At 68.5% G+C, this 22,689-nt stretch carries 16 protein-coding genes; 9 read left to right on the forward strand and 7 right to left on the reverse strand.

Features of this window, described 5'->3' with window-relative positions:
- Window positions 1-4: 4 nt before the first annotated feature.
- From ACOGJB_RS16000 to ACOGJB_RS16035, 8 genes are all read left to right on the forward strand, one after another.
- Window positions 5-1,408 carry a cytochrome P450 gene (locus tag ACOGJB_RS16000; protein ID WP_419838087.1) on the forward strand — a complete coding sequence of 468 codons (1,404 nt, stop codon included), beginning with the start codon at window positions 5-7 and terminating at the stop codon, window positions 1,406-1,408.
- Between the two features lie 153 nt (window positions 1,409-1,561).
- Entirely contained in the window at window positions 1,562-2,560 is a 999-nt protein-coding gene (locus tag ACOGJB_RS16005; RefSeq protein WP_419838088.1) for an LLM class flavin-dependent oxidoreductase, read from the forward strand.
- 136 nt (window positions 2,561-2,696) lie between these two features.
- On the forward strand, window positions 2,697-3,626 hold the full coding sequence (locus ACOGJB_RS16010) for a TauD/TfdA dioxygenase family protein (RefSeq protein ID WP_419838089.1): 930 nt from the start codon (window positions 2,697-2,699) through the stop codon (window positions 3,624-3,626).
- A 103-nt stretch (window positions 3,627-3,729) separates the two neighbouring features.
- Window positions 3,730-4,932 (forward strand): CaiB/BaiF CoA transferase family protein, encoded by a 1,203-nt coding sequence (locus ACOGJB_RS16015; protein WP_419838090.1) that lies wholly within the window; start codon window positions 3,730-3,732, stop codon window positions 4,930-4,932.
- A 102-nt stretch (window positions 4,933-5,034) separates the two neighbouring features.
- Window positions 5,035-5,706, forward strand: a complete 672-nt coding sequence (locus ACOGJB_RS16020; protein WP_419838091.1) for an RNA polymerase sigma factor — start codon at window positions 5,035-5,037, stop codon at window positions 5,704-5,706.
- Window positions 5,703-7,106 carry a hypothetical protein gene (locus ACOGJB_RS16025; RefSeq protein ID WP_419838092.1) on the forward strand — a complete coding sequence of 468 codons (1,404 nt, stop codon included), beginning with the start codon at window positions 5,703-5,705 and terminating at the stop codon, window positions 7,104-7,106. Before ACOGJB_RS16020 ends, ACOGJB_RS16025 begins: the two co-directional genes overlap by 4 nt.
- A gap of 215 nt (window positions 7,107-7,321) precedes the next feature.
- Window positions 7,322-8,380: a TIGR03857 family LLM class F420-dependent oxidoreductase gene (locus tag ACOGJB_RS16030; RefSeq protein WP_419838093.1), complete on the forward strand. Its 1,059-nt coding sequence runs from the start codon at window positions 7,322-7,324 to the stop codon at window positions 8,378-8,380.
- Window positions 8,381-8,611: 231 nt separating this feature from the next.
- Complete coding sequence (locus tag ACOGJB_RS16035) at window positions 8,612-9,985, forward strand: amidase family protein (RefSeq protein WP_419838094.1); 1,374 nt, start codon at window positions 8,612-8,614, stop codon at window positions 9,983-9,985.
- 148 nt (window positions 9,986-10,133) lie between these two features.
- Here ACOGJB_RS16035 and ACOGJB_RS16040 read toward each other — a convergent pair whose 3' ends face one another.
- The 5 genes from ACOGJB_RS16040 to ACOGJB_RS16060 all read right to left on the reverse strand — a co-directional run bounded on the left by ACOGJB_RS16040 (window position 10,134) and on the right by ACOGJB_RS16060 (window position 19,254).
- The gene (locus ACOGJB_RS16040) at window positions 10,134-13,970 is read right to left on the reverse strand and encodes a UvrD-helicase domain-containing protein (protein WP_419838095.1); all 3,837 of its coding nucleotides are present in this window, start codon (window positions 13,968-13,970) and stop codon (window positions 10,134-10,136) included.
- Window positions 13,967-17,335 (reverse strand): PD-(D/E)XK nuclease family protein, encoded by a 3,369-nt coding sequence (locus ACOGJB_RS16045; RefSeq protein ID WP_419838096.1) that lies wholly within the window; start codon window positions 17,333-17,335, stop codon window positions 13,967-13,969. The genes ACOGJB_RS16040 and ACOGJB_RS16045 overlap by 4 nt, the downstream gene beginning before the upstream one ends.
- Window positions 17,336-17,473: 138 nt before the next feature.
- The gene (locus tag ACOGJB_RS16050; protein WP_419838097.1) at window positions 17,474-17,851 is read right to left on the reverse strand and encodes a clan AA aspartic protease; all 378 of its coding nucleotides are present in this window, start codon (window positions 17,849-17,851) and stop codon (window positions 17,474-17,476) included.
- A gap of 179 nt (window positions 17,852-18,030) precedes the next feature.
- On the reverse strand, window positions 18,031-18,960 hold the full coding sequence (locus tag ACOGJB_RS16055; RefSeq protein ID WP_419838098.1) for a TIGR03621 family F420-dependent LLM class oxidoreductase: 930 nt from the start codon (window positions 18,958-18,960) through the stop codon (window positions 18,031-18,033).
- A gap of 42 nt (window positions 18,961-19,002) precedes the next feature.
- A complete protein-coding gene (locus tag ACOGJB_RS16060) occupies window positions 19,003-19,254 on the reverse strand; it encodes a hypothetical protein (RefSeq protein WP_419838099.1) in 252 nt (83 codons plus the stop codon).
- Between the two features lie 21 nt (window positions 19,255-19,275).
- Between ACOGJB_RS16060 and ACOGJB_RS16065 the strand changes: the two genes are divergently transcribed.
- On the forward strand, window positions 19,276-20,289 hold the full coding sequence (locus ACOGJB_RS16065; protein WP_419838100.1) for an acyl-CoA thioesterase domain-containing protein: 1,014 nt from the start codon (window positions 19,276-19,278) through the stop codon (window positions 20,287-20,289).
- Between the two features lie 120 nt (window positions 20,290-20,409).
- On the opposite strand, the gene ACOGJB_RS16070 is transcribed toward ACOGJB_RS16065, so the two are convergent.
- Entirely contained in the window at window positions 20,410-21,255 is an 846-nt protein-coding gene (locus ACOGJB_RS16070; RefSeq protein ID WP_419838101.1) for a response regulator, read from the reverse strand.
- Window positions 21,256-21,443: 188 nt separating this feature from the next.
- Entirely contained in the window at window positions 21,444-22,670 is a 1,227-nt protein-coding gene (locus ACOGJB_RS16075; RefSeq protein ID WP_419838102.1) for a CaiB/BaiF CoA transferase family protein, read from the reverse strand.
- Window positions 22,671-22,689: the final 19 nt, after the last annotated feature.

A 22,689-nucleotide genomic window follows, 5' to 3' on the forward strand; every position in this document is an offset into this window, starting at 1 on the left:
TGCCATGCCCGCCGTCGGCGCAGATACCGGACTCGAGTCCCGGAGTGAGTCGAGCCCGGACCCGACACCGCTGTTCGACCCGCGCACCTTTGTTGACGGTGTGCCCCATGGGTTGATCGCCGATCTGCGCGCACACGCCCCGGTCCAGTGGGTGCCCGAACCTGAGCTCATGGGCTGGGAGGCTGGGCCCGGCTTCTGGGCGGTGCTCACCCACGAGCTGATGAACCGGGTGCTGCGCGATCCGGCGACGTTCTCGTCCCACCTCGGCGGGACGCAGATTCGCGATCCCCAGACGGCTGCAATGCTCGAATTCGTCCAGCGGATGATGCTCAACCAGGACCCGCCCCAGCACACGAGGCTGCGGCGCCTGCTCATGCGCTCGTTCACACCGAGTGCGGTGGCCTCGCTGGAGGCCACGATCTCGGCTCGTGCCGAAGAACTCGTCAGCGCGGTCGTCGACCGGGGCAGGGCCGACTTCGCCAAGGAAGTCTCCGCCGAGCTGCCGCTGCTGACGCTCGCCGACATCATGGGCGTGCCGACGCAGGACCGGATGCTGCTGTTCGACTGGTCCAACCGGGTAATCGGCTACCAGGACGCCGAGTATGCGGTCTCTGACGCGTTCGATCCGGCGACGGGAACGCAGATGGCCCAGCGCTCGTTGGAGGTGCGAGCCCAGATTCGTCCTGGGCCCGACGGTCGCATGCCCGACCCCCGCTCCCGCGAAGGTCTTGCAGACATGTACGCCTACGCGCACGACCTGGCGACCTACAAGCGGGCCGACCCGGGCCCCGACGTGGTCTCGATTCTGCTGGCGGCCGACGACGCCGAGGGCGGCATCACCAACGAAGAGTTCGAGACCATGTTCTTCCTCTTCGCCGTGGCTGGCAACGAGACGCTGCGCAACGGCATGCCCGGTGGCCTGTGGGCGCTGTTGCAGCACCCCGACCAGCTCGCGAAGCTGCTCGCCGAGCCCGACTTGCTGCCCGGCGCCATCGAGGAGATGCTGCGATTCATCCCGCCGGTGGTGCATTTTCGACGCACGGCGACCCGTGACGTCGAACTGGGCGGGCGCAAGGTGCACGCCGGCGACAAGGTGGTGGTGTTCCATGTGGCGGCCAACCGCGACCCCGCCGTATTCGCCGAGCCCGACCGGTTCGACATCGAGCGCAGCCCGAACGACCACCTCACCTTCGGGGCCGGCCCGCACTTCTGCCTGGGTGCGCACTTGGCGCGCCGTCAGATGTCCGCCATGTTCACCGAAGCGCTGTGGCGCCTGCCGAACCTGCGGCTGGATCCGGCCAAGCGGCCAGAGCGCCTGCTGTCGAACTTCCAGCACGGCTTCAAGCACTTGCCGGTGCTCTGGGATGTGCCTGGCGCCTCGGCCGCTGATCGGAGGAACAACCCATGAGCGCTCCCTCAGAGGCTGAGCCGATAGGCGAAGCCGTGGCCCGAGCGGCCCGTGAGCGCCGAGTCAATGGAAATTGGGAACAAGAGCGGGGAACAATTGGTGCGACAACGGGAAGGCGCACCTATCCGCGCCTTCTCTTATGAGATCGCCCGCATGAGTTCGCCAGAGCACCCCGCCGTACCGCCCATCCGGGTCGGGGTCACGCCTGATGTGAAGCTGTGGTCGCGCCCGTGGGACGAGCGCCGCCGCATGGTGGAGCTGGTCGCCGACGCAGGCATCGACGCCATGTTCTTCGCCGACCATGTCAGTTTCCGCGTCGGGCACGGCAATGACGGCATGGTCACCGCAGCGGCACTTGCCAACCTCCACCCGAGCCTGGGCGTGTATCTCGGCGTGTACCTGCTGCCGCTGCGTCACCCGGTTCCTGTTGCCCGCCAGCTCGCGAACCTGGCCGAGATGGCGCCTGGGCGCATCAGCTTCGGCGTCGGCATCGGCGGCGACGACCGCCATGAGGTCGAAGTGTGCGGCGTCGATCCCCGCACCCGAGGCCGGCGCACCGACGAGTCGCTCGAGATCGTGCTGCGACTGCTGGGCGGCGAGACGGTCGATCACCACGGCGAGTTCTTCTCGATGTCACAGGCACGCATCATCCCGGTGCCCGACCCGCCCATCCCGACTTACGTCGGCGGGCGCTCCGATGCCGCCATCCGCCGCGCCGGCCGTTTTGCCGACGGCTGGCTGGGCATCTGGTGCACCGTCGAGCACTACCAGGCGGCGCTGCGCCTCTATGCGGAGACGGCAGCGACGCAGCGAGCGGTTCCGGGTGCGGCCCCCGACGTCGGGGACCATGGCATCCAGCTGTGGGTGGGCATCGGCGACAACCGCGAGGAGGCCGCGGCGTGCGTCGCCCCCGAGCTCGAACGCTTCTACCGCGTGCCGTTCAAGGCATTCGAGAAGTACACGCCGTACGGCACCGTCGATGACATCGTGGAGTTCTTCCTGCCGTATCTTGCAGCGGGTTGCCGACACGTGAACATGACACCGTGCGGTCCCGACCCCAACGAGGCGATACTGGCGGCGGGGGAAGTGGCGCGGCGCCTGCGGGCCGCGGACCCGCTGGCAGGCGCGGATGGCCCCGATGCCGCTGCATGAACGCCAGACTGACGAAAGGGCACGCGGGCCGAAGGGCTGAGGGTTTGACCAGCCGGCGATCAGCGGTCGGGGGATCCGAACGGCCAGTCGATTGACCCGCAGTGCACAGCCAGGAAGCGACTGACGGACCATGACGATGACCACAGCACAACACTCACAGCGGTCCGGTCGGGTGCCGGTCCCAGTGCAGCCGAAGGGCGCAGCGCCGGAACTGCTCGACGTTCGGCCGCTCGCGGGTGCGCTGGGCGCCGAGCTGCAAGCGGCGGGCGGCAGAGCGCTCGACGTCAACAGCATGGATGAGGCGCATGTTGGGGCGATCCGCGAAGCAATGTGTGCCTATCACGTGGTCGTGCTGCGCGATCAGCAGATGGAAGCCGGTGATGTGGCTCGCTTCGGCCGTCGCTTCGGGGAACTGGAGCGCCACCCCTACCTCGGCGGCACCGCCGCTGAGCCCGAGGTGGTGCCGGTCATCAAAGAGCCCCATGAGACCGTGAATTTCGGCGGTGGATGGCATTCGGAGATGTCGTTCCTGGAGTGCCCCCCGATGGCGACGGCGCTGTACGCAGTGGAGGTGCCGAGCTTCGGCGGGGACACGCTGTTCGCCAACCAGCAGGCTGCCTACCTGGGGCTGTCCGACACGATGAAGCGTTTCGCCGAGAGTCTCGACGCCGTGCACTCGGCAGCTCGTCAGTACGGGCGCCGAGGCGATTCGGACCGGTACGGCGGCGAGCGCAGCTCGATGAAGGTGCAGGTATCCGACGAAGCGCACGCGCAGCTGACGCACCCGGTCGTGCGGACCCACCCTGAGACCGGCGCGAAGGCGCTGTATGTGAATCGGGCGTTCACCGAGGCCGTCTCGGGCATGCGCCGCCACGAGTCCAAGGCACTGCTCGAAATGCTGTGGCACCACGCGGTCAGAGAGCAGTTCACCTGCCGGGTCCGCTGGGAACCGGGAACGCTGACCATGTGGGACAACCGCAGCGTCCAGCATTATGCGCTGAACGACTACCACGGGCAGCGCCGCCACATGCTCCGGGTGACGATCGCCGGCGACCGGCCTCGTTGAGGACTGGCGGATGGAGAGTGGTCGAGTTGAGCACTGCCGAGTCGAGAGCTCCCGACGTGAACACCGGCCTCACGCAGCACGCCGCCCACCGGAGCAGTCACAGATGAGACCGCTGGCAGGCATCCGCGTGGTCGACATGAGCCGCGTTCTGGCAGGTCCGTTCGCTGGGAGGATTCTCAGCGACCTCGGCGCCGACGTCGTGAAGGTGGAGCCGCCCGAGGGCGACATCTCGCGGCTGTGGGGCGTCAACCGGGCCGGGCTCGCCGGCTTCTACACCCAGCAGAACGTCGGCAAGCGCAACGTCTGCATCGACCTGCGTGCCCCCGGCGGGCCCGAGACGGTGAAGCGGCTTGTCGCTCACGCCCATGTCCTCGTCGAGAACTTCCGGCCCGGTGTCATGGCGCGCCACGGCCTGTCCTTTGCCGAGCTGTGCCAGGTGAACCCGGCGCTGGTGATGCTGTCGATCAGCGGTTTCGGACAGGAGGGGCCCGATTCGCAGCGGGCCGCCTATGCGGCGGTGCTGCACGGCGAGTCGGGCTGGATGGCTCGCACCGCCCGCATACACCGGCAGCCGCTCCAAGAGCCGTACCTGGCCGTGGCCGACACCAACGCAGCACTGCACGGATCCATCGGAGTTCTCGCAGCGCTGCGTGTCGCCGAGACCACTGGGCACGGCCAGCACATCGACATTGCGATGCTCGAAGCGTTCCTGGCGACCGACGAGGGAAGCCAGAGCGGGCTCGACGGCGGGAGCTACACGTCCCAAGGCGGGCTGGTGTGGGACGGCGTCGGCGGGCCGGTGTTGACCGCCGGCGATTTCCGCTGGATCTGGCGGCAGCTGAGCGAAACTCATGGGCTCGCGGACCCGTCGCCCCCTGATGCGGACATCGCGACGAAGCGGGCGTGCCGCAGCGACGCGATCAACGCGTTCCTGAGTTCGTTCGAGACCCGTGCACAGATGCTGGCGGCCCTCGACGCGGCGAATCTGGCGTGGGGAGATATTCGAACGACCGCGGAGGCACACACCTCGCCGACGGCGCTGCATCGCGGCTCATCGGTCGAGATCGCTGCCCGCGACGGCGGTACGCGCCGGGTGACCCAGACGCCGTACCGGTTCTCGGGCGCTTCCGCGCAGACCTCGGCAGCCTCCGGCGTCACGGCTGAGGCGCTGGCGCCTCACCTCGGCGAGCACAACGGCGAGGTGCTGGCGGAGTGGCTGGGGGCCGGGCGTGCAGAGATCGAGGCGATGCGCGAAGCGGGAGTGCTCATCGAGGATGCGTTCGCGGCCGAGAAGAACGCACGTTGACAGCAGTGACCGTCGGCCACGACGCTCATGCGGCGATTCTCATGGAACCGAAACCGTCCAGCCGGAGTCTGCAGGGACAGGCAGCCTTCGTGGGGACTCTGAATGGCCGGCACGCCCAATGCGCTGATCGATCTGGCGTTGATGAACTTGGACCTGCGGTTCCATGCAGCGCGGACGGATTCCTCGCTCGCGGGTTCGGGAACGACTGGCTCGGGCGCGGTCCGCACGGGGTCGACGTTGAGCACCGCTGACGGCGCACCTTCGAGCGCAGCGGCCGTCGATGCGGTGGCTCTCCGGTTTGAGGACTTCTACTCTGCTCACCGCGACGAGATGGCGCGAGCCCTCGGGCTGGCACTGCGCGATGGCGCGCTGGGCGCCGAAGCAGCCGATGAGGCGTTCGCCCGGGCATGCCAGCGTTGGGGGCAGGTGAGCGCCTATGCGAACCCGCAGGGCTGGGTGTTCCGCGTCGGCCTGAATTGGGCCCGATCATGGCTGCGACGCGTCCGGCGTGAACGAGAACGGCGGCCTCTGCTGGCTCAGCCGTATGCCGCCGAGGACCGGACGAGCGATCTCGACCTCGAGCGTGCGCTGGAGACGCTCAACGATGCTCACCGTGCAGTGATCGTGGCCCGCTTCTACTGGGATTGGTCGGTCTCCGAAACGGCGGACGCACTCGGAATCGCCGAAGGCACGGTGAAGAGCAGGCTCAGCCGGGGGCTCGACCAGCTGCGCGAGGTGCTGGAATCGGCGCCGGGTGGAGGCGAGGCGACGTGACGACCGAAGATCGCCTCCGCGACCGTCTCCGCAGCGCGGGGGCGTCGATGCCGGTGGGCGCCGGCTCGCTCGCAGGCGTGCAGGCGCGAGCGGGCCAGTTGCGACGCCGGCGCAGCGCGGTTCGCGGCAGCGTGGGCGCCTGTGCCCTCGCAGCAGTCGCGGCGGTCGGCATCGTGACCTTCCGAGACGGGGGCGTCGACGAATTCTCCGATTCGGTGGCGACCGAGTCCCCAGCGGACGCAGCGCTTCCGGCCGGCACGGCGGGCGAATCGCAGCCTGAATCCATGGAGTCTGCTGTCGAGGCGGTGGATTCCAGTCTTGACGAGGAGATGAGCGACGAGGAGATGAGCGACGACGAGTCCTTCGACGAGCAGGTCGCGATGGTGGCCATGGCCGATGAGGAGATGAGCGTCGAAGACCACCCAGACTCAGATGACCACGGCGAGTTCGGCGAGTCCGATGAGTCCGGCGGGGCAGTTGCACCCTCAAGCGGCTCGCAGGGCGCCGTCTTTGCTCAGACGGTGTCGGTGGTGGCGCCCCCGGCATCGGCCGAGGGCGCAGACATGCGTTACTCGTTCAGCGGCGGGCTCGCGGTCGCCCGAGCGGCCGACGACTGGTACGCCTACGACGGGTCGGCGTGGCACTCGGTCGGCATTCCCGACGACATCGAAGTGGTGGCCGTGGACCTGTCGGGCCCTGAACGCATTGCAATCCTGGGCGTCGTCCGGCCGCGGGCATGCGTCGTCGAACATATCGTCGGCGTTCAGGCCGCGGACGGCTGGAGCTACACGCGCATCGACGACGAGACCCCGCGGATCGTGGATTCCGAGTTGGTCCATGCGCGACTGCGGGTCACCGACCGGGCGATCGAGGTAGAGCGAACGGAGCGTCTGCGGATCAACGAAGGCTGCGCCGACGCCCCGGGCTCGTCCGAACTGATCCCCGAGGCCGTCGAAGTTGTGGCAGAGCTCGCCGAGCTCGACGAGGTCCAGCGCCAGAGTTGGCTCGTTGCGTCCTTCGAGCCCGACTTCGGCACGCACTGGCCGAGCGTCGCCAGCGATGACGCCCTAGGTGCAGTCGCGCAGCGCTCGGACCTGTCATGGGCACATGTCTCCGATCCCCGCTACACGGTGGCGGCACGCGAGCTCACCCCCGCCCGCAGCGCTGAGGACGAGGCGCTCTCGGTCGAGCTGCACCGCACGACGATGCTCGATGTGGATACGACCGTCGAGGTGTCCGCTGGCATGGCGATGCTGAAGCACGGCGATCAGAGCTGGGAGGTCTGCCCGATCCTCGATGTGGAGCAGGCGAACGGCGAGGTCGGATGGGCGGGCGAGCATCTCGCCGTCGTTGTCGGCAAGCCCGAGCAGACGCTGTTCGTCATTCAGCGCGCCGAATAGGAGCTGCACCGTCGGGCCGGCGGCACAGTGTCCAGCGCCCCACAAGAGCTTCAAGTCACCAGCGCAGCGGTCCTGGAGGAAGCACCAATAGGTGGACCCTTCCGTCGTCGCACCAATCGTTTCCCGCTCTTGTTCCCGATTTCCATTGACTCGGCGCTCACGGGCCGCTCGGGCCACGGCTTCGCCTATCGGCTCAGCCTCCTAGTGTGACCCCGATGTCCGACAGTGCGAGCAACACGCAAGAATTCCCCGAGCTGGGCTTCTACCTGCTGCCCGGCGACGCACAGGACTCATCCGATGCCGTCGCGGAGGTCCGGGCGGCCGAAGCGATGGGGCTCGGGCGAGCCTTCCTGGGAGAGCGACCCAATCGCAAGGAGGCGGGTGCTGTCTGTGGCGCTGCTGCCGCGGTGACCGATTCCATCGGCATCACGCTGGGAGTGACCAACATCAATACCCGCCATCCGACGCTGACTGCGGGCCTCGCGCTGACCGTGCAGAGCCTGGCAGGCGGGCGCTTCACGATGGGCTTCGGGCGTGGCGTTGCTGTGGCGCAGGAGATCATGGGCCTCAAGCCGGTCACCACGACGCAGCTGGAGGATTTTGCCTTGGTGATGCGCCGGCTGTTCCGGGGCGAGATCATCGGCGATTACGACGGCCCGACCGGGCGCGTGCCGATCCTGCTGCTCGACCAGACGCTCGACGAGCACTTGCCGCTGGCGCTCGGGGCGATGGGCCCCCAGACGCTGGCGCTCGGCGGTCGCTGCTTCGACGACGTCATCTTGCACCCGTTCTATTCCGACGAGACCTTGGTGCGCTCGGTGGATGCGGCCAAGACGGCGGCCAGCGAGGCCGGCCGCGATCCGGGTGAGGTGAGCGTGTGGTCGTGCTTCGTCGTGGTGAGCGACGACGTGCCGTACGAATTGCGGCTGCGCAAGACCGTCGGCCGCTTGGCCACCTATCTGCAGTACTACGGCGACGTTCTCGTGCGTGTGAATCGCTGGGACCCAGAGGTGCTGGAGCGGTTCCGCGCCGATTCGGTGGTCTCGCGGTTCCTCGCTCCGATCGATGGCACCTCCACCGTCGCGGAGCTGGAGCACATCGGCACGCTGCTGCCCGTCGAATGGCTGGCCGCCATGGCGACCGGGACGCCCGCTGAGTGCGCCGCAGCCGTCAAACGCCAGATCGACCTCGGCGGCGATGCCGTCTTGATGCACGGCGCAACCCCAGCCGAGCTTGCACCTGTCGTCGATGCGTACCGGCAGATCGTCGCGTAGACGCCTCGCCGATAGGCAAACCTTCCCGCTGTCGCACCAGTTGTTTCCCGCTCTTGTTGGCAGTCGCTCACGGGCCGCTCCGGCCACGGCTTCGCCTATCGGCTCAGCCTCGTAGACGCCTCGGCGCTCTGGGACACGATTGCGCCGCTCGGACCAGCATGGGACTGCGGCGTCAGAACTAACGTCGGCGCAGCATCGGGCCGCGGCAGCGGCTGGGAAATGGGGGACGAGATGGCGCACGATGACCTCGGACTGAGGAGTGCGAAGCAACAAGCCGCAGCCATCGCGGCGGGAGAGCTGTCGAGCCGCGAGTTGACTGCCCACGTCATCGACCGCATTGAGCGGCTCGACGGCGACATCAATGCCGTGGTGACGCGCGATTTCGAGGGCGCGCTCGGGCGCGCCGCAGCCGCGGATGCCGCGCAAGCCCGCGGCGACGCGCTCGGGCCCTTGCACGGCGTCCCGTTCACGGCCAAGGACGCCCTGATGACTGCGGGGATCCGTTCCACCGGCGGGGCACGCGAGCTGACCGGCAACATTCCCGACACCGATGCGGCCGTGGTAGCTGCCTGCCGTGCCGCGGGGGCGATCGTGATCGGCAAGACGAATTTGCCGCGCTGGTCTGCAGACAACCAATCGTTCAACGACCTGTTCGGCACCACCAGCAATCCTTGGGACCTCTCGAAGGTGCCCGGCGGCTCCTCGGGTGGCGCGGCCGCGGCCGCGGCGATGGGGTTCACCAGCTTCGAGATCGGCACCGACATCGGCGGCTCGATCCGCTTCCCGGCCTCGTACAACGGCATCTGGGGTCACAAGCCGAGCTTCGGGCTGATCCCCACCACCGGCTATCTGGATCACGTGCGTGGCGGCACCACTGAGCCGGACATCAACGTCTTCGGTCCGCTCACGCGCAGCTGCGACGACCTGGAGCTGTTGTTCGATGTGCTGCTGCGCCGCGAGGCGCCCTGGGCGCCGCAGCTTCCGCCGGGGCCCGATGACGTGCGGCCGCTTCGTGTCGCCGCATGGCTCGACGACGAGTACTGCCCGGTCGACGGCGATGTGCTGGGCGTGATGAGAGCGGCCGTGGAAGCACTTGAAGGCAGCGGCGTGCACGTCGACCACGAAGCCAGGCCCGACATCGATCCGCTGCCGGCGTGGGAGACCGGTATGCGGCTGGTGCGCGCGGCGATGGCATTGGCGGGCCGGAGCGAGGGGCCAAGCCATCGCGAGTGGCTCGAGAACCACCTGGCGCGGGAAGAATGCCGCCGCAAGTGGGCGGAGTTCTTCACCGGCTACGACGCGATCCTCATGCCGGTGAGCTTCCACCATCCCTTCGACCACATGCCCGAAGGCACGTTCGCCGAGCGTCGCCTCCCCGCAAATGGCGTCGAGCGGCCCTACATCGAGATGACGCGCTGGACGATCCTGACCGGCATGTCGTACCTGCCCGCCACGGTGCCGCCGCTGGGCCTGACGCCCCAAGGACTGCCGGTCGGATTCCAAGTGGTCGGCCCCTACGGTGGCGACCGCACCACGATGGCACTCGCACGCCGCATCGGCGAGCTCACCGGCGGCTACCAGCCCCCACCCCGCGCGCTCGGCTGACCGAGGACAACAAGTGGGAGGGGCGCTGGACAACAACCCCGCCGCGCACATGGGGCTGACTGCACCGGGCTGAACCTCAGACTGACTGCCCCGAGCGTTCGGCTGCGACCTCGCCCACTGCATCGACAAACAACGGCGGACTGATCCCCTACGTGCGGGTCACATCCGACCGTTCGGCGGCGATCCCGCCCACTGCATCGACGGCGGCACGCAGGGCATCGCCGGCGAGCGAGTCGGCAGTGGCGGGCGAACCGTCTTGTCGCAGGTACAGCAGCACGACGCGGCTCACCGGTTTGCCGGCGGCGCGGGCGAGGCACCAGGCGTACGCAGCGCACTGCTGGCGGTACTGCTGGGCACGTTCGCTGTCAGCGTCGGGCATCGCCCCGAGCGCATCGGTCTTGTAGTCGACCACGACAAGACCGCCCGTCGCCCGGTCCTCGTACATCAGGTCGACGAAACCCTCGACGACGGTCGGGGGCGCCGCCGCATCGGCATCGCTGAGCGGCGCAGCGACGTACACCTCGCCGCCGCCACCGTCGGAACCGCCAACCCAACCCATAGCAGCATCGTCGAGCGGCGCGGCGACGTACACCTCCTTCCAGTGACGCGTGCGCGCCGCGTCGCGAACCTCGTCACTCGCGAGCGCTGAGCGCACGAATGCCTCGATGACGTCTTGGCGGCCGGCGATGCCTTCGGCGACCGCCTGCGCTGCTGCGAGCGGTCCGAGCCCGTTGCCGCTACCCAGGTCGATCGACTGCAGTACGCCATGCACGGCCTTGCCGGTGGCAGTCGCACCCCGACCGCGCCGCACCGGCGCGCGGCCGCCGCCGAGATGGTCGTCGGGTGTGCCTTTGTTCGGCGCCCGCGGAGGTTCGAGGATCGGTTCGACGGCGGCAAGTGCCTGCAAGCCGCGCGCGTCACGGGCGCTCGTGACGCCCGCCTGTGATTCTGGATCGTCGATTGCGGCAGCGCCGGTCGCAACGTGCGCAACGCCGGTCGCGCTCAGCGTGGGCCGTCGCTGTGATGACGCCGCAGCCCGGTCGCGTCGATCCAGCCATTCAGTTCGGCCGAGATGTTCGACATAGCGAGGCTGAGCGCTGTGCGTTCTCAGTGCGGGGGGCACAGCATCGCGGCCGCGGCCGTCGCGCAAGTCCCACTGTTCGGCCGCAGCCGCATCGCCTCCGACACCGTCGACTGTCGCCATGGCGTCGGCGATGACCTGCGCGTGGCTTCGATTGAACGGCTCGCCCTCCTGAGGCGGGGCCTCGCGGTGCAGTGAGACGACAAGGCGGTCGCAGGCCCGCGTGCAAGCCACATACAGCAGCCGGATCCGTTCGCAGTGCTCTGCCCATCGTTCAGCTTCGGCCCAGGCGGCAAAGGTCACGGTTTCCGCGCCCTTGCGCAAGCGCACTGCCGCCGCGCCGCCGTATCGGCTCGTCGAGACCTTGCCTGAGCGTTCATCGACGAAGACCGCTCGCGTGGCGGCCGGGCTTGCACCGTTGCCTTGCAGGCCGGCGACGATCACCACTGGAAACTGCAGGCCCTTCGACGCATGCACCGTCATGACCCGGACTGAGTCGTCGTCGGACTCGGGCAGGATCGCCTCAGTAACCTTGGCGCTTTCGGCGCCTTGCATCTCGACCCAGCGCAGGAACTTGCGAAGACCGCCGTGCTGGCTCTCCGACCAGGCGCGTGCTTGGTCGATCACGTAGCGCACATGCCGCCAGACATCACGAGTGCGTGGCCCGGCGGCGGCCTGCTCGAAGACACGACGCTCGCGCACGAGCCGCTCGAGCAGCACTGAGGGAGCGGTCAGCGAGTGTTCGTCGTACAGCGCGCGGAGGTGAATCAGTGCCGACGCGACCCGATGGTGCTCGCCGTGGAGCGACGAGGTGGCCTCGGGAGCGAAGTAGCTCCACGACCCGATGGCTCGGTAGTAGGCGTAGAGGTCGTCGTCGCCGCATCCGTACATGGGGGTCCGCAGCGCGCTGACTACCGCGAGGGCGTCGTCGGGGTCTGCCGCGGCCCGCAGGCACATCATCAGGTCTCGCACGGTGCGGCTGCGCCAGACGAACTCGGACGCTTCGAGCCGGTACGGCACCGACGCTGCCGAGAGACCAGCTTCGAGCTGGGGCAGGCACGTGCGGGTCGGCACCAGGATCGCTATGTCGCCGAGGCGTGCCGGTCTGGTGCGGTTGAGGTGACGGTCATGCACGTCCCAGCCGTCGTGGATGATCTCGCAGATGACGTCGGCGACATCTGCGGCCTCGACGGTTCGGATGCCTTCGGCGTTGAGGCCCGACTCCTTCTTGTCGTGCGCGTCACGTCCGAGCACGGTGACTGCCGGCCCTGTGCCGATGTCGGCTCGGCTTGGCGTCAACGCCGCATAGGGGGCTTGCAGGCGGCGTGCGGCGCGGACGCTGTTGCCGTCATCGCCAGCGCGGTCGGCGTCGCCGCCCCCCTCATCGTGATGCCCGTCGTCGTCATCGACCATCAGCGAGCCGAATACCGCGTTGACCCACGTCATGATCGAGGCTGTTGATCGGAAGTTGACTCGCAGGCTGGCCGACTCGCCGATCTCGGCGCCGAATCGATGCTGTGCATCGCGGTACAGCTCGATGTCGGCTCGACGGAAGCGATAGATCGACTGCTTCGGATCGCCGACGAAGAACAGCTGACCGGGTTCTGTGTCGAGCTGGTTCCATCCCGCCCTGGGCGGCTCGTAGGCGTGGTTGCCCGAGCGGTCGCTGACTGCATCGTCGTCGATGGTCTCGTCGCCGACCTGGTGGCGCTCGACGGTGCTTGCCGGATCGGTCGGGCCGCCATGCTCGTCGGCGGCGATGAGCGCGGCGATCTCGATCTGGATCGGGTCGGTGTCCTGGAACTCGTCGAGCATCAGGTGGCGATACCGGCGGTGCAGCGATGCACGCGCCTCGGGTGAGGTGCGCAGCAGGTCGCGCGCCCGCACCAGCAAGTCATGGAACTCCAAGCGCCCCGCTGCTCGTCGCTGGCCGGCTGCCTCCAGGGTGAAGCGGGCGATCCGGTCGCACATGGCTGCGATCGCGTTGTCGATGACGTCGGTGGCCGTGGCAGCGCATCGCTCTCGCAGCTCGACGAGACCCTCGCGCATCGGCGCCCAGTCGGCGCCCCGGAAGACCCCGCCGCCCTTCGGCACGCCGCGGCCGTCGAGGTTGGACTCGTTCAGCACGGCGAACCGCTCGACGTCGGTGGTCGCTGCACGCAGGCGTGCCAGATAGTCGTCGAGCTTGCCCAGCAGCTCCGCGGCCTTCGCTGAGAAGTCCCTCGCCGGATGCCGCCATTTCAGCAGCGCCATTCCCTGCCCGATGATGCCGTTCGCATCGACAGGCACTGCTCGCGGCGCCGCATCGGCTGCGCACACCCGGTCCCAATTCGCATTGAACGCCGCGCCGATGTCACGGAGCGAGCCGGGGCCGACGCCCGCGGCGTCGACGAGACCGACAGCCCAGGCGATGTCGACGTCGGACAGCAGCTCGTCGATGAAGCGATGCCATCGTTCGTCGAACTCGACGTCGCTCGAAATCTGGTCGAGCGCCTCGAAGCGGGGAGGCAGCCCGGCCTCGATGGGGTGCTCAGCGAGAATCCGTCGAGCGAATCCGTGCAGCGTGGAGATGGCGGCGCTGTCGAGCCCGTCGAGCACGCCGGTCAGCTTCGCCTTGTCGTGCTCGTTCGAGGCTGACGCGAGGCGCTCGTTCAGCCTGGCGCGGACCCTGTTGCGCAGTTCAGCGGCGGCCTTGTCGGTGAAGGTGATCGCGGCAATCGAGCCGATCGCCGCCGCGCCGGGCCCGGTGACGAGTTCGAGCATCCGATTCACCAGCGCAGTGGTCTTGCCGGTGCCGGCGCCCGCTTCGACGAACATGGTGGTTCCGGTCTGCCGGTACACCCGGTCGCGGTCGGCTTGGTCGGCTTGCTGCTGCGATGCAGCGACGGCCTGCGGCGCGTTCACGACGTCACCTCGGCGGGCTCGACAAGCTCCGCGAAGGCCGCCAACGCCGGATCGCTGCGCTTGAGACGCCATGAGTGCTGCACGTCGGCGGTGCCGAGCCCGTCGGGATCGCAATAGGGGCACACGCAGTACGGGAGGCGGTCGTCGCCGGGGCGAGCGAAGCCGACGAATACACCGCTGCGGATACCCGCCACGATGGTGCCGACCACCTCGGCGAAGCGGGCCATGACCGCGTCGTCAACCGGCAGCTCGAGCCAGTGCCAGCGCCCCCGCTCCGACGAGACGAACCAGTAGGCGCTCAGCACCGCTCCGGCGTTCGGGTCTCGCGATCCGAAGTGTGCAGCTGCGGCAAGCGCGTACACCGGCAACTGCAGCTTGGTGCCCGCGAGCGTCGGGTCGGCCCCGCCGCGCTTGACGATGCCCTTGTAACTGTCGGCGCCGCCGGTCTTGTAGTCGATGACGACGAGGCGGCCGTCGTCGGTGCGCTCGACGCGGTCGATGATTCCCCGGAAATGGATCTCGCTGCCGTCATCGAGGCGATAGGAAACGGCCGGCGCGGAGTCGTCGAAGCCGAAGCGGAATTCCGAGCTCTCGATGTCGCCGCGTGAGTGCGAGTCGCGCTGGCCGTCGCGATCGAGCAGTTCGCCGAGATCAGCGAGCAGGGTCTCGCGGTCTCGTTGCCACAGCAGCGGCAGGCCGGCCAGCCCGCGCTGTTCGGCATCATCGGCCAGCTCGCGGCCCAGCCGGACGAGCTCGTCGCGATCCTCGTCGGTGGGGGAGCGCCTCGGCCCCGGCGGGGGTCGACCCGCCCCCGCAGCAGGCATCGGCTGTTGCGACGCCCACGCGTCGCGGTTTGCGATGAGCGGCCGGTAGAAGCGATCGATCGCCTCGTGGATCAAGCTGCCACGCTCGAGCGCACCGAGGCGGAGAATCTGCTCGGGCTCGGTGATGGCGCTCACCTCGAGGAGCTGCTCGAACAAGTACTTGCGCGGGCACGTCGCCCAAGCTTCGAGCCGCGTCGGGGACACGACAGCGGCCACGGCACTGTCGCTGTCGATGACGCCCGAGAGATTGCCGTCAAAGCGCGTGAACGCCGCGCTGTGCCGGGCAGCCGAGAGCTCGACGCCGTAACGGAACGCCGGGTCGGCGAACATCGGATGCTTCCGCCGGCCCAGCTCGGCACGGCTCGTCGCCAGGAGGCTTGCGGAGTCGTATTCCCACGGCATGGCAGGGAACTCGCACGAGCGCACGGCGCCCGCAAACGACGGCTGCTCGACGATGCCAGGCACCGTGTCGTCGAGCGCAGCCGCGCGCAGATTCTCCGCGTCGAGGTAGCCGTCGGCGAAGTAGCGCCGAGTGACATCGAGGCGGCGCGCCGTGTCTGCGAGCCAGCGGGAGGGCACGTAGTCGGCATTGCGGCGCAGGTTCCCCCGCGGTGCCAGCAGGGTGCAGCGTTCACGGGTGGCGGCAATCGCAGCGAGCAGGGTCAGGTGGTGCTCGGCTGAGTCGTCGGCATGCAGCGCGAGCGCGCCGCCCAATGACCGCCGCTCGTCGTCGTTGACGAGACTGTCTGGCTGGGGCCGTGGGGGGACGATGCCTTCGGCCATCCCGACGATGTAGCTCCGGTCGGGGGTGACATCGAGTGCGCCGGCGAGCGGGCCGACATAGACGCCCTTGCCCTCGGTTCCGCTGCGGCCGTGCGGCTGCGCAAGTTCGGCCTCCAGCGCTTGGTACATGGTGTCGAAGCCGACGCGTGGCTCGATAGCGCCAAGGTCGGAGAGTCGTTCGAGCACGCCCTCGACACGTTCTGCTGCGGTGATCTCCCACTCGGGCCAGTCCTGAACCCACCGTGCCTGGCCTACCGCACCCAGGTAGCGATGCAGCGATGACTGCATCCAGCCGCACAGGCTTCGCCAGGTGTGCCGTCTGCGGCCGTCCATGAGGCATTCACGCATCTCTGCCATGAACGCAGAGGCTGCGTCGCACTCATCGGCTTCGTGCTCGAACCACCGGCAGCGGGAGAGGCTGGGATCGTCACCGGATCGCTCCAGCGCAGCGTGCTCACGCTTCTCTGCGGCATAGCGCCCGAGCCGCGACGACCAATCGTTGCCGCCGACGACATGGGCAGCCCGAGCGAGACGCTCCCATGCAGAGTCGGGCACGAAGAACCGGCGGTCGGCGGCCACTTCGATGTCGCGCTCGCCGAGGCGTTGCTGGGGAACCTGCGCGCCGGCGAGCAAGTCGAAGACGTCTCGGCGCTCGAGGCGAGGCGCCTCGAGATGGGAATCGGCGAGCGCGGCGAGGCCCAGCGCGAATCGGCCGTAGATCGATTCGGCAAGCGTCCGGGCGGTGTTGCCGTATGTGGCGACGCCAGCGGCTTCAAACTGATCTTCGAGCGTGCGGCCATACGGCTCGCTCGCACCGAAGAACACTGCGATCCTGCCCGGCGGGACGCCAGCGTCGAGGTCGGCAAGCACCTCGCGCACCACCGTGCGGGCTTCGGTGTCGGCATCGGAGACGCTCACGATCCGATCACCGCAGGACATGGGGCGCAGCTCGACACGGCGCAGTCCGTCGAGGACCGGCGGCTCAAGGCCGAGACGCTTGCAGTTGCCCCTCGCCACCGCGTCTGCGCTGTCGTTGCCGGTGATTCCGACGATCACTTCGACCGGCGCATCTGTCGCTGCTCGACCGAGCGCACGCAGCAGCCGCCCCTCGTGCTGGTTCAGCCGCCGTGGCACGTACACGCACATGCGCCCGAGCGTGGGAGGAAGGGCGTTGAGCGAGCCGAGTTGCTCCGCGGCGGCGGACATGAGGTCGAATTCGTCATACCAGTCGTTCCGCAGTGACGCCCGCACTCGCCTGCAGATGTCCACCACTCCGGCGGCCCTCAGTGACACGCCGGAAACGTCGTCGAGCTGGGACGCCGACAGATCGCGCATCTCCAGGTAGGTACGACCGAGGGCACGAGCGGTCTGATGATGTTGGGCGACAGGTCCGAACGGACCAGGATCTTCGCCGAGTGCGATACGCACGGCCGCTGCGACACCCATGTCGCTCAACGGCCGCCGCCCGCCGCGCTGCAACGACGAACCACCGAGGCGGTCGGCTAGTTCGGAGATGGTGAGCGTCTCGAGCACGGCGACACCGCCACGGCGAGCGCCCAACTCACGTCGCAGCGACAGCCCCGTGTAGTTCGACGGCACCACCACCGTGACCGCCGCAAGCGGATCGTCGGACTTGGCCCGCGTCACGAAATCGGCGAGTGCCTCACGCGCCTCGGCCCCGAACGCGACGCCGACCGCCGCCAACCCGCCGCCACTTTCGGAAGGCTCGGCTGTCGCTTCAGCGACGGGATCGGTCACGGGGGCGACACTACGCACCCGGTGTGACAGGCACGAAGTTGGGGTCGGCGGCCGGGCGGCCCCGTCACCGGCGACCTCGAGTCCGCCCGCGGGAGCCGCCGGATGGCTTGTGGGAGATGTGATGCGACCGAGCGGAACTCAGTGGGCGGCGAGTGCCTTGAGTCGCACGGCGGACAGGCGCTTGAGCTGCTGGTTGCGTGGGTCCACTTCGATGCCTGCTGACTCCAGCGCAGTGAGGCCCAACAGCGGTTCGACGTCGTCGTCGACGAACACCACCATGCCGCCGACGGTCTCACCCATGACTTCGAACTCGGCAAGCCCGACGTCGTATGGCATCCGGCTGCCGTCCGCCAGTTCGTAGGTGCGAGAGCTGATCGGCTCGATGCCGATGGCCTCGAGGTGTCGGCGCGGCACCAGCGAATCTATGGCGCCGGTGTCCACCAGGAATTCGGACTGCCAGGCACGATCGCGTGCTGCTGGGTTCTTGACGGTAACGGTGGCATGCGTGGCGCCCACAGGAGGCCTCTTTCTTCGCACAGGACGTAGGGACGGCAGCCGGTGGCTGCGCCGGTGAGCCTCGCGCACGTCGCGGGTCACATCACCCTCATTTTCCGGTACGGAATCTTCATGCGTAGCAGTCATGGATGCATTGTGGCAGTGCAGCTGCGTCGGGTGCGCCGCTCCCGCTGACGGGCTCAGGTGCCGGCCAGACGTGCCACCACCGGGGCCATTGCATCGACCTCAGGGTCGTGGATCACGATATAGCTGGCGCCGTACGCCTCACGGTGGTGATGCAGCTGCTCGCAGATGTCGTCGACCGTGCCGGCCAGCACCAACGGCACCTCGCGGGCCTCCTGCGGCGTCAACCCGAAACCCGGTGCGAACTCGGCAAGGATGCTGTCTGCGTCGTCGGTCACCAGCGCCATGAACGTGTTGAGCTGGATCTCGATGTCAGCGAATCGGTCGCCGGCAGCATCGGCAATCCACTGGTGCCGCTGCGCGAACTTGGCCGCCACCGAGCTGCGCGCCGCATCGGGGCCCACGGTGCCCGAGCGCAGATTCGGGTTCAGGCTGATGATGTCGGCAAGGCGCGCCGCCTCGGTCAGCACTCGGCGGCCACCGCCCCCGATGATGACCGGCGGCCCGCCCGGCGTATGGGGCAGCGGCCGCCCGACCATGCCGGAGATCTGGTAGTGCTCGCCGTCGTAGTGCAGGGGCTCGCCGCTCCACAGTCCCTTGATGACCTCCAAGGCCTCGATCATGCGGTCGATGCGCACCCCGGGTCGGTCCAGCGGTATGCCAGCCTGCACATAGTCCTCGGTCAGCCAGCCGGCGCCGATGCCGAACTCGGTGCGGCCCTCGGCCAGCAGATCCAAAGTGGCGAAATCCTTCGCCAGCACGGCGGGGTGGCGGTAGTCGGCCGCAAAAACCAGCGTCCCCACCCGCAGCGTGGTGGTGATCTCCGCCACGACCGCGGGATGCACGATCGGCGACCAACTGTCCCAGAAATGGTCGTGACAGAACAGGGACGAATAGCCCAAGTCCTCCACCTTGCGAGCCGTCTCGCGGAACGCGGCCGGGTTCTCCGGCTTGCCGTACTGGACACCGAATCTGAACGGATGCACAGCGGCACCCTACGCGGCTGAGCCGCTCGGCGAATCGGGCTGCTAAATCTGCGTCTGCTGATCCAGGAAGGAACGCTCGGCCAAGCCGTGCCACTCGGCGATGCCGTCACGGAATTGCCGCCACGGGCCCAGGATCGCGGCAAAGCGGGCATCTTCGGACGCCAATGCATCGAGCACGTTCTCGGTCTCTTCCTTGAACGCAGCCATCATGTCGTCGGGGAACTGCCGGATGTTGGCGAACTCCTTCACCCGCTGCAGATCGGCCCGGTTTCGCATGTCGTAGTCGGCGGACATCCTGCCATCTAGCTTGTCGCCGTGGCGAACATCACCTCCGACGACAGCACCGCCGCACACCGCAGCCGTGGCGAGACGGCGACCGGCCCGATGCCCCCGGCGCTGTTCATCTCAGAACCCGGCGGCGTGCGCGCGACCGAGCTGACGCGCGGCCCGTGGGCTCACCACGTCATGCATGGCGGCGCCATCTGCGGCGTGCTGGGCTGGACGGTCGAGCGCGAGCAGCAACGGCTCGGCATCGCTCAGGTGTGCAGCCGGCTGACGGTGGAGATCCTCTCGGGGATGCCGATGGCGAGCTACGAGGTGGCAGCGACCACGGTGAAGGGCGGCAAGCGGACGGCGCTCGTCGATGCCGAGGTGCGGGCCGCGCCGGCCCGGGATGCAGAGCGGGGGAGCGGCCGCCTGATGGCGCGTGCCACCTCACAGTGGCTCACCCCCACGCTTGGGACGGCGGGGTCGTCGAGCGTCGACAGCATGCGTATCGACGATCTCGACGTGACCGAATCCTCGCCGATCCCGGCGTCCGGGTCGCTGAGCAACGGGCGCTCGCTGCCGCCGATCCCCGCGGAACGAGCTGACCCCGGAGCGAATCCCGACATCGACTACCCCCGACCCGGCTTCAATGCCGACGCTGTCGACCTGCGATTCGTGGGCGGCTCCACCGAGGAACCGGGCCCCGGCCGCACATGGCTGCGCTTGGACCACCCGCTCATGGCGGGAGAGGCCACGTCGCCGCTGGTCCAGATCGCGACGCTGGCCGACCTCGGCGCTGCCATCGGCTGGGATTTCTCGCCGTCGGGCGGCGCATACATCAACACCGACGTGACGTTGCAGCTCCTGCGCGTCCCGCTGGGGGAGTGGTTCTACTTCGACGCGGCCACCGTCGGCACTGCGCAGGGCCTGGCCGGCACGCACACGGCCATCTGGGACCGGCACGGGCAGCTCGGCTGGGTGCTCCAGAGCCAAGTCGAGGCCCCGGCCGAGATCGGTTTTCCCGGCGGCATGGCAGCCGCCCGTGAGGGCGCTGACCGATAGCTGCCCGGCGTCGTGTTCGATGATCGCCGGTCAGCCGGCGTCGTGTCTGATGATCGCCGGTCAGCCGGCGTCGTGTTCGATGATCGCCGGTCAGCCGGCGTCGTGTCTGATGATCGCCGGTCAGCCGGCGACTTCGGCCAGCAGGTCGTCGATGACGTGGGCCATCTGGCTGTAGTCGGGGCGCTTCATCACGAACGCATCGGCCCCGAGGTCGTAGGCGCGGGCGCGGTCTTCGGCGGCTTCGGCGGTGGTGAGCGCAACCATCATCACCTTGTCGAACTCGCCGGCCGCGCGTATCTCCGCGAGCAGGTCGAATCCGCTGACGACGGGCAGCTTCAGGTCGAACAGCACCAGGTCGACTTCCGTCGGGCCCACCGAGCGCATGAACGACAGGGCGTTGGCGCCGTCGTGGGCGACGCGCACTTGGTTGCGCGTTCCCGCCTCGGCAAGCGCCATCGTGATCACGTCGACGTCGTGCTGGTTCTCCTCGGCCAGCAGCACGTGCACGGTGTCATCTGGGGCATGCACGACGGGAGGCTCGAACGTGCCGGCGCGATCAACGGTCTGCGTTTCCGCCGAGACGTGCTCGACGGGCACGCCGAAGCGACGCTGCAGGCGATGCGGCAGGTCGAGATGCAGCCACCGGCTGGCGCCGGCGGGCAGCGTGCTCAAGATGATGAGGTCGGGACTCAACCGCTCGATCGCCAAGTTGACCGCCACCACAGGGTGCGCTGGGCCGACCTCGCCGGTGACTCGCGCCCCGATGTCGTCAAGTGCCTCAAACGCCTGGCTGAGCCGCCGGCGGGCACCGGCGAGCGCCCGCGCGGGATCGGGGCCGTTGGCACCGGTGCCCGGCACCACGATGTGGAACCGCGTCTCGGGATCGGCGGCCAGGATGTGCTCGACCCGTTCGTGCAGGTGACTGCCGACGAGGGTCTGGTTGGCCACGATCAGGACATGTCGCATTCTCGTGCCTCCTTCCGGGGAGCACTTCGTCGGCAAACCTACTTCGCGCCCGTTGCACCCGAGTCGCTCTTGTGAGCGCGAGCGCGCAACCGACCGTCGAAGACGTGCGGGGCGGCTTCAATGCCGTTGCCGACTCTGCTGCTCCCAAGCGGCAGCCGACGCCCGAACTCGCTTTCCGAAGCCCGGGTTCACTCCGTCGAGAATTCTCGCACCGAGCCGTCGGCGATCAAGGTGTCAATCTCGCTGTCGGACATGCCGGCGGCGGCGAGCACTTCACGTGTGCTCTCGCCCAGTTTCGGCGACGGTCCACGCGGGCCGACATCGGCGTTTGCGAACCGCATCGGGATGCCCACGCTGCGGTATTCGCCGATGTCGGGGCTGTCGAGCGTGGGGAACAGGCCCAGTGCCTCGGCCTGGGGATCGTCGGCTACTTCGTGCAGCCCCAGCACCGGGCCCCAGATGATCCCCTCGGCATCGAAGATCTTGCCCCACTCGTCGCGGGTGCGGTGTGCCAGCGCCTCGTCGATGCCGGCCACGATCTCGGGCATGTGCGCGAACCGGCCGCGGATGTCGCCGAAGCGATCGTCTTCGAGCCAGTCGAGGCGCTCGATCACCCGGCACAGCAGCGGCCAAGCGCTGTCTTGGGGCATGTTGAACACCACCCACTTGCCGTCGCCGCAGGGGTAGCGGTTGGCGGTGGGGATGATCATGTTCTCGCGGGCACGCTGGCGCAGCGGCGCCCGGTCCATGGCGGTGATGGCGTAGTCGGACGCCTGGGTCCATACCGCCGTTTCGTACAGCGATGTCTCCACCACCTGCGCCTCGCCGGTGCGCTCGGCCAGCCGCAGCGCAGCGAGCACAGCGCCCACCAGCGCCAGGCCGGTGGTGTGGTCGCCCTGGGCGGGCCGTGCCATCGGCACCGCGCCGTCGGGGCCTTCCCGCATGGCGTCGTAGATGCCTGAGCGGCCGAAGAACGCCGTCACGTCGTAGCCGGGACGCCACGCCTCCGGGCCGGTGGTGCCGTAGCCGGTCAGCGTGGCATGCACGATGAGCGGATTGACCGCCGTCACAGTGTTGGGGTCGAGCGCGAATCGCTCCTGGCGGTGCACGAGCAGGTTGCACATGAACACGTCGGCGTCGGCGATGAGCCGGTGGACCACCGCTTGGCCCTGTGCGGAGGCCAGGTCGACGGCAATCGAGCGCTTGCCCCGGTTGTCGACGTCGAACTGGAAGTCGTAGTCCTTGATCTCGGGCGGCAGTTTGGCGGGGCGACTGAACCCCCGGGCGGGGTCGCCCTCGAGCGGTTCCACCTTGATGACGTCTGCGCCGAGGTCGGCCAGGATGGCTCCTGCCGACGGCGTGGCCATCCAGCTGTCCACCTCGATCACCTTCACATCGTCGAGCGGAGCTGCCACGGAGCCTCCAAGCCAGCGT

The sequence above is a fragment of the Candidatus Poriferisodalis sp. genome (genome assembly GCF_965208895.1).
GTDB lineage: Bacteria > Actinomycetota > Acidimicrobiia > Acidimicrobiales > Poriferisodalaceae > Poriferisodalis.

What these genes read in the sequence shown, in the direction of transcription:
- ACOGJB_RS16060 (WP_419838099.1), bottom strand. Translation starts at nt 19,254, where the DNA reads ATGTCCGCCGACTACGACATGCGAAACCGGGCCGATCTGCAGCGGGTG.
- ACOGJB_RS16000 (WP_419838087.1), top strand. Translation starts at nt 5, where the DNA reads ATGCCCGCCGTCGGCGCAGATACCGGACTCGAGTCCCGGAGTGAGTCG.
- ACOGJB_RS16005 (WP_419838088.1), top strand. Translation starts at nt 1,562, where the DNA reads ATGAGTTCGCCAGAGCACCCCGCCGTACCGCCCATCCGGGTCGGGGTC.
- ACOGJB_RS16015 (WP_419838090.1), top strand. Translation starts at nt 3,730, where the DNA reads ATGAGACCGCTGGCAGGCATCCGCGTGGTCGACATGAGCCGCGTTCTG.
- ACOGJB_RS16010 (WP_419838089.1), top strand. Translation starts at nt 2,697, where the DNA reads ATGACCACAGCACAACACTCACAGCGGTCCGGTCGGGTGCCGGTCCCA.
- ACOGJB_RS16035 (WP_419838094.1), top strand. Translation starts at nt 8,612, where the DNA reads ATGGCGCACGATGACCTCGGACTGAGGAGTGCGAAGCAACAAGCCGCA.
- ACOGJB_RS16070 (WP_419838101.1), bottom strand. Translation starts at nt 21,255, where the DNA reads ATGCGACATGTCCTGATCGTGGCCAACCAGACCCTCGTCGGCAGTCAC.
- ACOGJB_RS16030 (WP_419838093.1), top strand. Translation starts at nt 7,322, where the DNA reads ATGTCCGACAGTGCGAGCAACACGCAAGAATTCCCCGAGCTGGGCTTC.
- ACOGJB_RS16020 (WP_419838091.1), top strand. Translation starts at nt 5,035, where the DNA reads ATGGCCGGCACGCCCAATGCGCTGATCGATCTGGCGTTGATGAACTTG.